This is a genomic window from Olivibacter sp. SA151 (assembly GCF_054130995.1).
Genome location: NZ_CP096391.1, coordinates 3091497 through 3106488, shown reverse-complemented (window position 1 = coordinate 3106488; position 14992 = coordinate 3091497). Strand labels below are relative to the sequence as shown.

Annotated in this window: 11 protein-coding genes; 4 read left to right on the top strand and 7 right to left on the bottom strand. The window is 39.2% G+C overall.

The window, feature by feature from the left end; translation table 11 throughout:
• Together M1D52_RS12790 and M1D52_RS12785 are read left to right on the top strand one after the other, a co-directional pair.
• Positions 1-3510, top strand: coding sequence for a molybdopterin-dependent oxidoreductase (locus M1D52_RS12790; RefSeq protein ID WP_437392740.1), 3510 nt, complete (start codon positions 1-3; stop codon positions 3508-3510).
• Positions 3511-3515: 5 nt separating this feature from the next.
• Complete coding sequence (locus M1D52_RS12785; protein WP_437392739.1) at positions 3516-4955, top strand: rubredoxin; 1440 nt, start codon at positions 3516-3518, stop codon at positions 4953-4955.
• Positions 4956-5047: 92 nt separating this feature from the next.
• Here the strand turns inward: M1D52_RS12785 and M1D52_RS12780 are convergent, their stop codons facing one another.
• From M1D52_RS12780 to M1D52_RS12770, 3 genes are all read right to left on the bottom strand, one after another.
• The gene (locus tag M1D52_RS12780) at positions 5048-5227 is read right to left on the bottom strand and encodes a hypothetical protein (RefSeq protein WP_013667009.1); all 180 of its coding nucleotides are present in this window, start codon (positions 5225-5227) and stop codon (positions 5048-5050) included.
• A 100-nt stretch (positions 5228-5327) separates the two neighbouring features.
• Entirely contained in the window at positions 5328-5954 is a 627-nt protein-coding gene (locus tag M1D52_RS12775; protein ID WP_013667010.1) for a TetR/AcrR family transcriptional regulator, read from the bottom strand.
• 101 nt (positions 5955-6055) lie between these two features.
• Positions 6056-6940 carry a helix-turn-helix domain-containing protein gene (locus M1D52_RS12770; protein WP_157622261.1) on the bottom strand — a complete coding sequence of 295 codons (885 nt, stop codon included), beginning with the start codon at positions 6938-6940 and terminating at the stop codon, positions 6056-6058.
• Between the two features lie 188 nt (positions 6941-7128).
• Between M1D52_RS12770 and M1D52_RS12765 the strand changes: the two genes are divergently transcribed.
• Positions 7129-7626 carry a hypothetical protein gene (locus M1D52_RS12765; RefSeq protein WP_457941568.1) on the top strand — a complete coding sequence of 166 codons (498 nt, stop codon included), beginning with the start codon at positions 7129-7131 and terminating at the stop codon, positions 7624-7626.
• A gap of 25 nt (positions 7627-7651) precedes the next feature.
• On the opposite strand, the gene M1D52_RS12760 is transcribed toward M1D52_RS12765, so the two are convergent.
• The 4 genes from M1D52_RS12760 to M1D52_RS12745 form a co-directional block, all read right to left on the bottom strand.
• The gene (locus M1D52_RS12760; RefSeq protein WP_437392737.1) at positions 7652-9412 is read right to left on the bottom strand and encodes an ABC transporter ATP-binding protein; all 1761 of its coding nucleotides are present in this window, start codon (positions 9410-9412) and stop codon (positions 7652-7654) included.
• Positions 9402-11123 (bottom strand): ABC transporter ATP-binding protein, encoded by a 1722-nt coding sequence (locus M1D52_RS12755; protein WP_437392736.1) that lies wholly within the window; start codon positions 11121-11123, stop codon positions 9402-9404. The genes M1D52_RS12760 and M1D52_RS12755 overlap by 11 nt, the downstream gene beginning before the upstream one ends.
• Positions 11124-11157: 34 nt before the next feature.
• The gene (locus tag M1D52_RS12750) at positions 11158-12729 is read right to left on the bottom strand and encodes a M61 family metallopeptidase (protein WP_013667015.1); all 1572 of its coding nucleotides are present in this window, start codon (positions 12727-12729) and stop codon (positions 11158-11160) included.
• Between the two features lie 91 nt (positions 12730-12820).
• Complete coding sequence (locus tag M1D52_RS12745; RefSeq protein WP_165446959.1) at positions 12821-14047, bottom strand: MFS transporter; 1227 nt, start codon at positions 14045-14047, stop codon at positions 12821-12823.
• Positions 14048-14423: 376 nt separating this feature from the next.
• Between M1D52_RS12745 and M1D52_RS12740 the strand changes: the two genes are divergently transcribed.
• Positions 14424-14963, top strand: a complete 540-nt coding sequence (locus M1D52_RS12740; RefSeq protein WP_013667017.1) for a pyridoxamine 5'-phosphate oxidase family protein — start codon at positions 14424-14426, stop codon at positions 14961-14963.
• The last annotated feature ends 29 nt before the right edge of the window (positions 14964-14992 follow it).

Sequence of the window (14992 nt, the reverse complement as noted above, 5' to 3'; positions counted from 1 at the left end):
ATGAAAGATGCTAAGAACAGTTCAAAAGAATTAAAAAGCACCTGCTGCTATTGTGGGGTGGGATGTGGTGTTGTCATTGAAAAACAATCGGATGGAACTATTCGTGTAAGAGGCGACGAGAGCCATCCTTCAAATAAAGGTTTACTTTGTAGCAAAGGTATGAATCTTCATCATACCGTGAATGATCAAAGTGATCGCTTACTATTTCCTCAAATGCGGTACCACAAAGATATGCCTTTACAGCGTGTAGATTGGGACACTGCACTTGAACGCACGGCCGCAGTATTTAAAACGTTCATAAAAAAGTATGGTCCAAACAGTGTTGCCTTTTATGCGTCCGGCCAATTTCTAACCGAAGAATATTATGTGCTGAATAAATTAGTGAAAGGCTTTATTGGAACCAATAACATTGACACTAACTCGAGACTATGCATGAGTAGCGCAGTTGCGGCTTATAAAATGACTTTAGGTGAAGACAGTGTACCGGTGTGTTATGATGATATCGAGTTAAGTGATTGCATTTTGGTTGCAGGGGCGAATCCCGCATGGTGTCATCCCATCATTTGGCGTAGAGTTGAGAAACACAAAGCCAACAATCCAGCTGTTAAAATTATTGTCATAGATCCGCGTGTTACTGATAGTTGCGCTATAGCCGATCTGCATTTGCAGATACAACCGGGTACAGATGTTACACTATTCCATGTCATTGCAAAACTCCTCATCGAGGCGGGCAAAGTGGATTGGAACTTTATTGAGTCGCATACTGACGGTTTTGAAGAATTAAGGGACCTAGTTTTGACAATTTCCGTCAGTGAGGCATCGGATATATGTGGTATCAGTGAAGACTATATCTATAGGGCCGCTGAGTACATTGGATCTGCCAATGCATTTTTAAGTATGTGGACAATGGGCTTGAATCAAAGCGTCGTGGGGGTCGATAAAAACGTCAGTTTACTGAACTTACACCTACTGACAGGTACAATCGGGAAACCTGGCTCCGGTCCTTTATCGCTTACCGGCCAACCGAATGCTATGGGTGGACGGGAAGTAGGTGGTTTAGCTAATTTACTTCCGGCACACAGGGATCTAAATAATCCACAACACAGAGAAGATTTGCAGGTCTTTTGGGGAGGAAAAACAATTGATTCAAAGCCCGGGCTTACCGCTACTCAAATGTTCGATGCGCTCAATGAAGGTACATTGAAGGCTATTTGGATTAGTTGCACGAACCCGCTAATCAGCTTGCCGGATGTGCGGAAAGCAGAGCAAGCTCTCAAAAATGCGAAATTTGTAGTAGTACAGGAAATAAGTAGTAAATCGGAAACACTTGCGTATGCAGATGTGATTTTACCTGCTGCCGCTTGGAGCGAAAAGGAAGGAACAATGACTAACTCCGAGCGTCGCATTACTTACCTTCCCAAGGTAAATAGGCCTCCAGGTGAAGCCTTATCTGACCAAGAGATATTTTGCCGATTTGCAAAAAAAATGCAGTTCAAAGGATTTGATTTCCCTGATGCTGAAGCTGTTTATCTAGAACATGCCCAATTAACAAAAGGAACGAATATCGATATCAGCGAATTGACTTATGATATCTTAAGGAGCAATAGAAGTATCCAGTGGCCATACACAGAACAAAAGTCAACACCCCGCCTTTTCACAGACCTTAAGTTCTATACCAATAATAAACGAGCAAAAATTTATGCTGCATCAACCTCATTAGGAAGTGAAAAGCCCGACGACGATTATCCCTTTATTCTCACGACAGGAAGAATACGCGACCAATGGCATACAAGAAGCAAAACCGGAAAAGTAAACAAATTAAACCAGCACATAGCTCGGGCTTACCTCAGTATACATCCTGATGATGCGCGAGAATTGGGATTAAGGGAAAACGATATTGCTCATGTAAAGTCGCGTAGAGGAGAAACAAGTGTGCCTTGTAAACTAGATAAAGGGATAAAAAAAGGTGTGGTTTTCTTGCCAATGCATTGGGGAAAAATATTGAACAGTGACCTTAATCGAACCAACAATTTAACGAATAATCTATTAGATCCCATTTCAAAAGAACCGGATTTTAAATTTTGCGCCGTTCGTATTGAGAAATTTTTCAAACCAAAGCAACGCATTGTGATTGTTGGAGCCGGAGCCGGGGCATTTGGTTTTATTAAATCTTATCGTGAAAAAAATCAGATCGACGAAATTATCGTGTTCAGCAAGGAAAACACCTCATTCTATAATAGGGTTATGTTACCGGATTACATTAGCGGTGAACAAAACTGGGAGCAGTTGTTGAAGATGAGCGAAGAGGAAGAGAAAGATTACAGAATAACACTTCTTAAAGGGATAACCGTCACGGGGATAGATCGTGAATCAAAAAAGGTAACAGATTCGAGAGGTGTAAAAACACGCTATGATATACTTATTTTAGCAACTGGAAGTAGACCAACGCTCCCCAAGGGGGTTCCGCTTTTGCAAGGAATATTTACGATGCGTAGCCGCTCCGATGCAGATGAATTCAAAAGCTATTTACCACCAAATGGACATGTCGTTATTGTAGGAGGTGGACTGTTAGGGCTGGAAATGGCAGCATCGTTGCGAAGTATACACCTAAGCGTCACGATTGTTCAACGTGTGTCCCGTTTCCTAAATAGACAACTTGATACACTGGGGAGCCAGTTATTACATGAAGAAATGGTCGATCAAGGCTGCGACATTTATTATGAAGATGAAATTCAACTATACTACGGGAGCAAGTATTTAACGGGTGTGGGCTTAAAAAGCGGACGGAAGATTGATTGCGACGCCCTTATATTCGCAATAGGTACCACACCTAATATTGAATTAGCAAAAGATTGCGGCTTGACCTATAAACGTGGAATAACCGTAAATGGGCGCATGGAAACGAATGATCCCGCTATATTCGCCATTGGAGAGATTGCAGAATACGAGGATACGCTATACGGTATCACAGCCGCTGCCGAGCAGCAGGCGAGCGTCGTAGCCGATTATCTAAATGGCGATGTTGCGCGTATCTACCAGGGTAGTTTATTTATGAACATCATCAAAATTCACGGCTTTCATCTATGCAGTATTGGCCTGCCAACCGCGCCGAGCGGGCAGCCAGGCTATGAGGAAGTGACTTTTACAGATCGGGCCCAGCGCTATTATAAAAAATGTGTTATCTACCAAGACCGCTTGGTCGGTACTATACTGATAGGTGACAAATCGGAATTTTTGGAGTACAAAGATTTAATAGAAAAGAAATTAGAACTGGGTGAACAAAGACTGAAGTTATTACGAAGCGGAAAAACGGCAGAACCGGTAATTGGTAAATTAGTTTGTAGTTGTAATAATGTTGGCGAAGGCAATCTAAAACAGAAAATCAACGAAGGAAGCCGAGATTTGAATTCGCTATGTACTAGCTCAGGTGCCGGATCAGGCTGTGGATCGTGTAAGCCGGAGGTAAAGAGGATACTCTCTGAGGTGCTTGAAATGCACGCAATAATATAAAACAAATGAAAGCAAAGGAACAATATATCGTCAAAATAAACTTGCCGGGAGGAATCATTTCTGCCGGCAATTTATTGCGTGTTCTTAAAGTTCTCCAAGAACTCGGAATCGAGACCGTTAGTTTCGGTAATCGCCAACAATTACTTTTTAGCGCTGCTACTGAACATTTGCATCATCTCCGGCTCAATATCCCCAACTCCATCATGGAGGTAAATGGAGATGATTATCCAAACATCGTCAGTTCGTACGTTACAGAGGAAGTCTTTGCTCCTATCGGATGGTTGAGGGAAGGTGTTTACAAGGACATCTTGGATTCGTTCAATTATCATCCTAGATTGAAAATTAATATCGTTGATCGCCATCAAAACCTGATTCCTTTTTTTACCGGGAATTTTAACTTCATTTCTTCGGATATTAGCAACCACTGGTATTTACACGTTCGTTTTCCGAAAACAAATAAAATCTATCCTTGGCCTTCTCTTATTTATTCAGCTGATATCGCAGAGATAAGTCGTCTATTGGAGCTTATTATCATGGATAACGATCATCTTTTTTATAATACGCCAAATGCAGATGGGGATCAGCTTGTGCAAATGCTAAACAGAATGGCGGATTTTCATACGCAGCACTATGATCTTCCCATGACGCACACCGATTTTCATCTTCCTTTTTATGAGGGGATCAATTATTATGGTGAACATAAGCTTTGGTTAGGCATATACAGAAGGTGGGAAATTTTTTTTGTAGACTTTTTAATCGAGATCTGTACCTTGTGCATGGATTGTAGAATAGGCCAGTTATATACAACACCTTGGAAAACAATTTTAATAAAGAATATCCTTCCATCCTACAGGATTCGATGGAGTGTGTTGTTAAACAAATATCGTATCAATGTACGGCATGCCTCCAATGAGTTAAATTGGCAACTGGAAGATCGTTCAGACGAGGCAAAAGAGCTAAAGTGGTTGCTGGTAAAGGCATTTGAAGAGGCTGATCTCCGGACGTCGAAACTTTGCTTTGCTATTAAAATCAGTAAGCAGACAGGACTTTTTGGTTCCATTATCATACAAAAAGAAATTTCGGAAGAAACGTTATATCATGTAATGCATACATCTAACTTCAACCCGAATTCCAAAGAATTTGTTGATTATGGAAGTGCCTGTGATATAAAAGAATTAGGTGAACTTCTGATCCGATTGTGTAATGTCTATTATGAGATGCATAGTACATTACGGCTTTCTGTTACTCCAAAAAAGGAAGTAAATAGTAAAAAGAACGATGCTCCTGCGCAAATTTATCAATGTAAGCACTGCTTTACCCGATATGATCCCTTATATGGTGACTCGATAAATTCGATTAGTCCGGGAACCTCATTTGATTTGTTAGTAGATTATAATTGTCCGACTTGTGACGCGCGTAAGGCGGAGTTTGAACGCGTCTTTTAATAAATGAACTAAATAAGGAGTCAACAAGAAGATCGGACGTATATAGAAGCCCAATCACTGCAAGTGATCGGGCCTAGAGCTGAATAAAATACTTATTTGCTTTCGTTTTTCTTAGCGGTAACTTCGTTACGAATATCTTGCGCTAAGGTTTTTGTTTGCTGTAATGCTCCACGTAATCTAGTACCCGCAGCCTTGTTTCCCTTTTCATAGAAAGCTACCGCATCTTGTTCTGCTGCAGCAATCAATTCCTTTAATTCATTGAATTTTTGCATTTTTGCTTAATATTTAAACAGAAACAACCATTGTTTCTGCAAGGCTGCGAAAGTAGGCAAAAAAAGCATATTCTCTAAATATTGCATAAAGAACTTTAAATTAAGTCAAAGAAAAGTTGTTTACTGGTTGACGTAATCCATTAATGAAAATTTTACTGATTTCCTTTTGCTTTTCTACGATTTCTTCCGGACTGTAACAGTCGCTCAATGTCATCCTGCAAACTCGTGCGTTAGCGCCTAAATTTAGTCCGTACAATAGTTCAGCATATAGTGTCGCAATGGATTGTAATGGAAAATCTTTGAGCTCACCGCTTCTAAGCCCCCTCCTTAAAATGAGGGTAAGCTGCTTTACGTCTGCGGATTTAATCATTGTCAAAACAGATTCGGGTAAACCCGAGTACACCCCATCATAACCATAAATCAGTTGTGTGTGGTTATACTTACCCCTCGTTCTTTCTCTTATTTCCAGGAGCTTATAAATTGAAGGTAAAACGCGCATACCCTTGGGGATAAGCCGATTAATCTGTTCGCGTTCCTCTTGCAAAGTATGTTTTACAATTTCGGCAATTAGCTCGATTTTGTTTGAGAAATAAAGCGTCATTGTTGCGCTCGAGATACCAACGGTTTGTATAATTTCAGCCATTGTTGTCTTGGCAACGCCGTAGTGATTAAAACGTTCAACAGCTGTATCGATAATTCTCTCCCGAATGTTTTTATTGTAAATCATATCTCTATTCTCCTTTAAAGTTTACTCAAATATCTTACAGTTTGAACAGACTATAAAGGCTCTTTTGACGCTATTTTTAGTCTAAAAGACGCCTAAATTAACTATATTCTGAATGAGGTCGGTGCCAATCCTACCTGTTTTTTAAAGAATTTTCCGAAAGTGGATTGATCGGCAAAATTCAATGATTGAGCAATTTCACTAATACTTAACTTAGGATCAGCCAGTAGCATTTTTGCTTCTTTTATTACGGCCTCGTCAATAAAAAAACCAGGTGTTTTTCCGGTAACCTGTTTAACTGTTTTGCTTAAATATTTACGTGTGATAAATAATAAGTTTGCATAAAACTGAACTCCCCTCTCCTTTTTGTAATATTTTGATACTTCTTTAAAAAAAAGAAGCACCAGATTCTCTTTGCGACGAAGCTTTATCTGTGTTCCAACCTGATTCCGATGGTAGGCTTGAGCCAGTTCATATATAAATTGTGAAAACGTATTGGTTAAGACCTCTTCTTGGAACAAATGATCGGATTTTGGATAATTAATTTGCTTCAACCGTTTTAGTAGCCAGTCTAATGTTGTCAATTCGTCTGCTCCTACCGCTATGATGGGAGATGGCTCAGGTGCGAAAATTTCGAGAATCTGAGGATGGCTGTAATGAAGACCCAGACTTAAGAAAAAATCGGGACAGAATGCAATACCAATGGCTTCACTCTTTGGCAGAATGGCAGACACCTCAATCAAAGCGGATGGAGGAATAACACATAACTCACCTGCTGTTGCGTGATATTCCTTTCGATTCAGCTTAAAGTAAATTTCGCCTGCTTTGACGACGAAAATATAGAAAAATTCACTTCTTATGGGACTGTTCAACATAACAGCTTCATGTAAATCTTGCATTTCATGTACAGAGAAACGAAACTTGAATGAATCTAACTCATCAAGAACTGCAGTCGAGGACTGGTGAAATAAGGACAATTCTTTTTCCATAATCGGTAACCTGATAAAAAACATTGCAATTTAACTATTTGACTTTTCAAATAAAATAGTCAGATTAAAAAAATTATCTTTACTGCTTTAGTCAGTCCATTGTCAGACATGCTCTTCAAAAAATGATTTTCACTGGATATAAAAAAGTTGTTGATTATTATTGTAAGAAGTCGAACGAAACGAAAGCTATGGAAGCAATTGTAGATTATTACAAAACGGTACTCGATACAGGAACTAAGCTTCTTTTATTAAACTTGATAGTTTTAGTGCTTAGCGTTTTTTTTCTTACGGTAAAAAAAACGCCGTTTTCATTTGGTTTTATACTTATAATCGTACTTTTTTCATTTCTGTTTGCCGGTATCGGAATAGGATTTTACAAAGATGCGTTAAAGAAAGTTAGTCAAGAAACAAAAGAGATCATCCGTTACGATATGGAGATAAGGAAGGCAGAAGTTTTCCGCAAAGAGAGTAGAACGAGGGTAGTTATTGAAATGTGTGTTGTTCTATTGGCCTTATTTTTATTACTACGCGCCAAACCGGAATCCGAAAAACAGGGGGTTGCTATTGCATTGATTTTATGTGGTGCGCTGATGTTTGTTTTTGATATTTATGTCTCGTCCCGATTAACCGATCATATTGCCGATCTAAAAATTCTTAAGCACAATTCGACAATTAATGAAAAATGAAGCAGATAGTTGGATTCGGCCCGATCTAGCTATTTTTTTTATCGTTCAACAAGCGATTTACAGCCTCTGCAAATGAACCTGCAGGGGTGACTTTTCCTAAGTTAACGAAGAAAATTTCATCTGCATTTTCAATCGTATTTAATCGATGTGCTATAATAACTAAAGTAGTATGCGCCGGTAGTTTTCTCAGGATTTTCTCGAGCAATCGTTCTGTAATCGTATCAATATTGGCTGTCGCTTCATCTAGTATAAGAATGTCAGGATTTCTGAGTACCGCACGAATGAATGCGATCACCTGTTTTTGCCCCAAGCTGATACCATCTTCCTGGAATGTAATAGGCGTATCCAAGCCGCTCTCAAAAACAGCAATTAAGTCTTCTAATCCCCGATCCTTGATCAATTCATGTAACGCTGTGCTGTCATAAGTCGCATACAGTTCATTTCCATAAAGAATATTTTCGCCTACCGTGCCGGTAAACAAAAACGGCTCTTGCAGAATAAAGCCAATTTTTTTTGACCGCTCTGAAGAACTGTATGCTCTAATGTCCTGACCATCGAGAAAAACGTGTCCCTCTGTGGGGTCATATAAACGTGCCATTAGGGATGCTGTAGTCGTTTTCCCACCTCCCGTTGGTCCTACTAGTGCATACGTCTTTCCACGTAATAGTTTAAAATTGATATCATGCAAAATTTCCTTGCCATTTGGGTAAGAGAAGTAGACATTGTTAAACTCCAATAAACAGTCTTTCGAATTAGTGCCAGTGCTTGGTATTACGTTTAAATTGGTTTCCAACGATAATATCCGAGCTATTCGGTCCCAACCAGCCATGGCAACCTGAAAACTTGACCACAAAGAGGCCAGTTGTCGCAATGGATTGTAAAAATTAACTACATAAGCGAGATAGCTTACTAATAGTCCAATCGTTAATTCGTTCACGCTAATCAGATAGATTCCGTATGTTAAGACAATTAGCTGTGCTATGCTAGAAAAAAAACTATAAATAGGCAAGAAGATGTTGTTAGCTAAACCCGCTCGGAAGGCGGTGCGATAGTTTTGTTGATTGACTTCTTGAAACCTTTTTTTATAGTAGTCACGACGGTTAAAGGCAATGATAACTTTAAAGTTCCCTAAACTTTCCTGTATTTCCGCACTCATATCCCCTGCTGCTCTCAGGCTTTCCGCATTCCGTTTTTTTACCCAGGGAGATACAACTTTGGTAAAAATGAGAATGAATAATGCTGGTGCTAAAGCGGCTAAGCCCAACTGAATATTAATAATCAGCAGAAAGACGCCGGCACCAAACATAATGACCATGCTACTGATAAACTGCGTGAGGGCCTGAGAGAAAAACTGATTAAGTTTATCGGTATCGTTGTTAATGCGGGAGATTAGATCGCCTGCTTTATTCTGATTAAAGAAGGCTATCGGTAATTGTAGCAACTTGTTGAACACAGCATTACGTAGCGTGAATAGTAATCGCTGCCCAACACCGCCCATAAGTTTTGTTTGAAGGTAACTGGTTAAGAGCAGTATGAGGTACATAATCAGCAAAATACCCGAAAACAGTAGTACTCCAGGGTATTGTTTTGTTACCACATAATGATCAATCGTATACCCAATAAAAAATGGACTCAGTAGATTCAGAAAGGAATTGATTAACATAGCCAAAAAAGCCAATATCAGTTTCCCTCGCTCATGCATAACCAGACCAAAAATGCCTTTCAAAGCGGCCATGGACGATTCCCGCTTACCGGATCCACTTTCATCATGTAAGTTATAGTTCATAATCGCTCGTACTTTGCTGTGAGGTAAAAATCTGTACATACTCGGGACTTGAGCGCATTAATTCTTGGTGTTTTCCGATGGCGATAATTTCACCTTCCATTAACAGTATAATTTGATCATAATGCTCGGCGGTTGTGACTTTCTGTGTGACGGAGATCAACGTTAAATTTGGATAGTTTTCGTTGATATTTCTCAATATATTTTTCTCCGTTAAACTATCTACACGTGCTGTAAAATCGTCTAAAAGTAATATCTGAGGATGGAGCGATAATGCTCTTGCTAACATGATGCGCTGTTTCTGCCCACCTGACAGATCCGAACCTCTCTCTGATAGCATGGTGTCCAGCTTATTCGGCAGACTATTTACGAATTCATTCAGCTCAGCAGTTTTAACGGCCATTTGCAAGTACTCATTAGTTACGGTCTTGTTGAAGGCGATGTTTTCGCGAATACTCATATTAAACAGAATACTGTCTTGAAAAACAAAACCTACTTCATCATGAAAATACGTTTCTTCGTATTCTTCTATTGAATGCCCGTTGAATGTGATCGTTCCTGCATCTTGCTTTGAGAGCCCCATTAACAAATAAAGCAGTTGCGTCTTTCCTGCGGCAGTGGGGCCAATAATAGCTGTTTTTGATCCCGGCTTTAAGCAAAATGAAATATCTTTTAGTATCGGTTTCTGCTCAATATTTAGGTAGACAGATTGGAAACAAATCTCTCCATTTACGCCTTCTTTTAGATTGCCGTTTTTCTTATTCGTAGGCGCCTCCAAAACCGTTCGTATCCGATCATAAGAAGCCGTAGCCTGTGCAATCACGTTACTCATGAATCCAATTACTAAAATTGGAAAAATAAGAAGCGCTAAATAACTATTAAAGGCAGCAAAATCACCAAGACTCATACTTGTGGTGATAACAAAATGCCCTCCTAGTAACAAAATAATCAAACCTGCCATATTGGCGGTAAATACGATAACCGGAATTAGACTTGCAAAAAGCTTTAAAATAGAAAGTCCATAATGCTTCGCTTGCTGATTACTAGCTAAGAATTTATCATACTCGAGTTGTTGGGAATTGACAACTCTTATAATTGCAGCGCCCAAAATGCTTTCGTTGATTGTTTTGTTCAATCGATCGATTACACTCCTACTTTGGATAAAAAGTACCCGTACTTTTCGGAGTATCCAAAAGAATGTTCCGCCGATAATCGGTATAATGGCGATAACCGCCAGTGCCAATTCCCACTTTATGGTAAACAATAAAATGCTAACGCCTATTATAATAAAAATTGACGAGGCGATGGAGACAACCGCCTGGGCAATGAACAACTTAATTGAATCAACGTCGGCGGTAAGGTTTGTCAGCAATTTTGATGGATTAGCAGCCTTAATATAAGAAAAATCCTGCGCGGCAATTTTTTCTGTTATTTGCCTTCGTAAATCTCTTGCGACACGTTCTGAGGTAAAGGTTTGTATGATAATCTGCAAATAAGAGAAGATGAAAACAATGAAAACCACCAAGCCGAAACGTATAAATGTTTGGTAGTAAGAAAAACTTTGATTGTTATAAGCGTCAATACCTTCACCTATTATTTTGGGAATCCATAGGTTTAAACCGTTACTTATCAAAGCGAGAAGCATCAATAATAAGAGCAAAAGCCTATATGGCTTAAGTAAAGTTAGGAGACTTGTCTTTTTTCCGGTGTCCATTAATCCTATCTATGATAGATTTATTCTCCTTATGCTAGTTTACCTGAGGAGTCAGCCATATCTTCCGTATATAACGTGCGTTTGTATCTGCCTGCTCATTAGGAATTAAAAGCCTTGTATAATCAGAAGTATATTGTATACCGGCTAACCCAAAGTAATAATCGTATGGAATGGGTTCCGTTCCCTGAACATATCGGATGAGAAATTGTTTAATTTCAGGATAACTTAATTTCTCTATTTCATCAAATAATTGGTCATCATTAAAATAGCTATTTTTTCCAAAACGTATTCCAAGGTCATGAGTTAGGTTTTTCAAACCGTATCCGCCGTCTGATAGATGTAAAAGATAGATGTCTAGACAAGCGGCAATCAATGCTCCCTTTTGATAGACGTTACCATATTGATTGGCATAAGTGCTTGCCGCGTGTTTACTTAGTTCTGTGAATGGCAACTTATCATTGTAATTTTTTCGAGAATCAACAATTTTTTCCGATAATTTATCTAAAAACTCCTGCTCAGAGTTAAGGCCATACTTAACCTGCACGTGATGAGCTGTATATTCAGTAGTGCCTTCGTATAGCCATAAATGCTTAGATAGGGCAACATGGCTGTAATTAAACTCTTTGACTTCCTTCGATGCTATAGTTAAAGGGGTTATTATATGAAAAAATTCGTGTGACGACACGTCTGTCACAATTTTTTTTAATTGATTGGCCGGCAACTCCGGAAGGTAGTAAAATGATGATGTGGTATGTTCCAAAGCCCCTGCAAGTCCAGGTTTAAATGAGTGTTTTATCTTTGGGTCTTTAAAATAATACAGAAACGCGTAACGGTCAGCTGGAAGCTTACCTCCTAAATAGCCTTTTGCCGCCCTAAGTAAATCGCCAAGCCAGGATATAATCTCTTTTGCATGAATTTGTTTATTGGGAGAATAAACTGAAACTAATACGTCGCAATTGCCTACTTTCAATGATGCAGTATCAGCAATTCCATACATAATGGGTGTATCATAAAGATCGTCAATGTTTTCCATTTTAAACACATCTTGCTGAATATTTGATGATATGGGCAGGCTACTTGACGATGCAAAGAAGTTATTGGGCTTATCAATGGTTATTTGAACGGGAATCTTCGTATGATGTTCTAAATATCCAAAAAAGCCCGGAGCATTGATTATGACGTTTCTCCCTTCTTCAATGTTTGTAGCAGCCATTGGATAAATATCATGTGGTGTATCAGCATCAAAAATGTCATTTACGGTGTATTTTATTGTATGCAAACGTCTAGCTTTTGATATTTTCCACTGATTGTCATTAAGTCGTGCAACGCGAAGTTTTTTACCCCTTCTGTCAAATGCCGCTACATTTGAGATAAATTTGCCATAATCACTTATTGCGTAGGTGCCTGGAATAATCTTTGGAAAAGAAAATATGACTTCTTTATCTTGTGATTTCGGTGGAATGAGAGAAACCTCGACTTTATCCTCCTTCGTCTGATTAAGATTAACAGCATATTGATAGTGTTGTGCGAGTGATTGTTTTATAGGATGAAAAAACAAAAAACAACTGAAAAAAAATACTTTAACGATTACCGCTATTTTGTTCATGTGATTGACGCATTAAATTTTTCTTTGGAGTAATATTACCATCGAATGTTACAACTTAGGCAGCCTAAAGCTTACCTTGGAAAATGAATATTTAAGGGTTGTCCGTCGTTAAGTCCATCGCGGTATCTATTTCCCGACCAGTGTTTTCTTTCAGTATCACACAAGTTACCAAGCCAATTAATACCATAGCCATACTGAAAGGAAAAATATAGTTCATCCCCAGTCCTTTAGCTACTAAGCCTATTAAAGGGCCGGTCACACCTAATGAAATGTCGATGAATAAGCCATAAGCTCCTAAAGCTGATCCTTTGTTGGATGCAGAGGCACGACTTACCGCCTCTACTCCTAGAGCAGGAAAGATCAGCGAGAACCCTAAACCGGTAAATGATGCTCCTAACACAGCAATATGAGGATTCGTAGCTAACCAAAGAATTAGCAAGCCCATACTCTCTACAGCCATACTTACAATAGCGACCCGAAGCCCTCCAAAACGATTTATACTTTTTGCAAATAACAATCGACCTAAAACAAAGAATAAACTGAATGCCGTGATACAGATAGCCGCTTGATTCCATCTATTAAAGGCATAATAGAGTGTGATGAACGTAGATAGCGTACCAAATCCCATTCCGGCTAAGGCCAATCCACTTCCATATGGGCTAACTGTACGTAGCACCTTCAAAAATGGTTTTCGGGGAGTATCCTGATCACCTTTAAGTGCAGGTTTTCTAACAGCTGTAAGGAGGCCTATTATTGCGGTCGCTATGGTTAAGGCGCCTAAGCTCCAATTGCCAACATAACCGGCCATCCAGACTCCCAAAGGAGCCCCAATAGCCATCGAGCTGTAGTTGGCGATGCCATTATAAGAAATAGCCGTTGCTGTATGCTTCTCTCCGGTTCGAAGCATGGCCCAGTTAACGGGGCTAGCTCCTACCATGCCCTCTCCACATCCGGTTACTAATCTGGATATGATAAGAATAGATAGACTTAAGAGCGGTTTATCCGCTAAGGTAAAAGATGTTATTAATAGAATGCCGGTAAGTAGGAAACAAATCATGCTAGCAATTACAGCAGGTTTCGGCCCACGGTTGTCGACAATATGGCCTGCGTATGCACGCATAAGAAAAGTCATTATATATTGTATACTGATAACCGCTCCAGCTATCACGGTATTGAAACCTAGTTGTTGATGGATAAATATCGGTAATACGGCCAGTGTTAGTCCGATCGAAAAATATCCATAGAAAGTCAGCAGTACATAATTTGCAATAATAAAAGAAGGCTTTTGGGACAAGCTCTTAAGGGAAGAATGATTCATAACACAAAATAGTCAATAGCTCAAGCTCCGTGCAAAAGTAAAAGTTTTTTGATCAAAACAGGGTCCTAGTTACCGAAATAGCTAATTATGACATCCATATGTAAAATACTCGTTGCCGTTTCCTTTGTCGGATACTCCTGCGGGAGACGGTTTCGCATAGGGCTACTGATTTTGTCAAGTACAAAAGCCCCCTCCCACGTTGGAGAGGAAGGCCACTGTTTCGGCTGGATACCGGTTATTAAAAAATAAAGGTAGCCAACCTCAGTATATTACTAACAGCTTAAAAACGCGAATGTTTCGTAGATGCCCAATCAATAATTGCGAGAAATCTAAACCTTGTGAAGATTTATTCGTTACTCTAAAAAAGCAATAAGTTATGGATAGTATCAATAAGCAACAAGAAGAAAGTAATAAAAAAGATTTACACGGAAAAGAGGCTATTGAAAAGGTTAAAGAGCTGGTAAATATAGCCGAGGCTTGTTTTTTTTGCACAGACTTGAATAAAGTAGGCGTTCCTTTATCTATTAGGCCGATGGCGGTGCAAAAAGTTGATGATGATGGAAACCTTTGGTTCTTAAGTGCAAGCGATAGTCATAAAAATGAAGAGGTTCAAAGAGATCCTTTCGTACATTTACTTTTTCAAGGCTCAAAATATGCCGACTTTTTGAATATTTATGGTTTAGCTTCCATTGTTAACGACAGAGAGAAAATTAATGAACTTTGGAATCCCTTACTGAAAACCTGGTTTACGGAAGGAAAAGACGACCCGCGAATAACGGTTATTAAAGTTGAGCCTACAGAAGCGTATTATTGGGATAATAAACATGGTAATGCTGTGGCATTTGTGAAGCAGTCAGTCGGCTCAATTCTAGGTAAAACGCTGGACGACTCGATTGAAGGAAAGTTGGATCTTTAGAACAAAAGAGCGATGGGTTCCAAACAGAG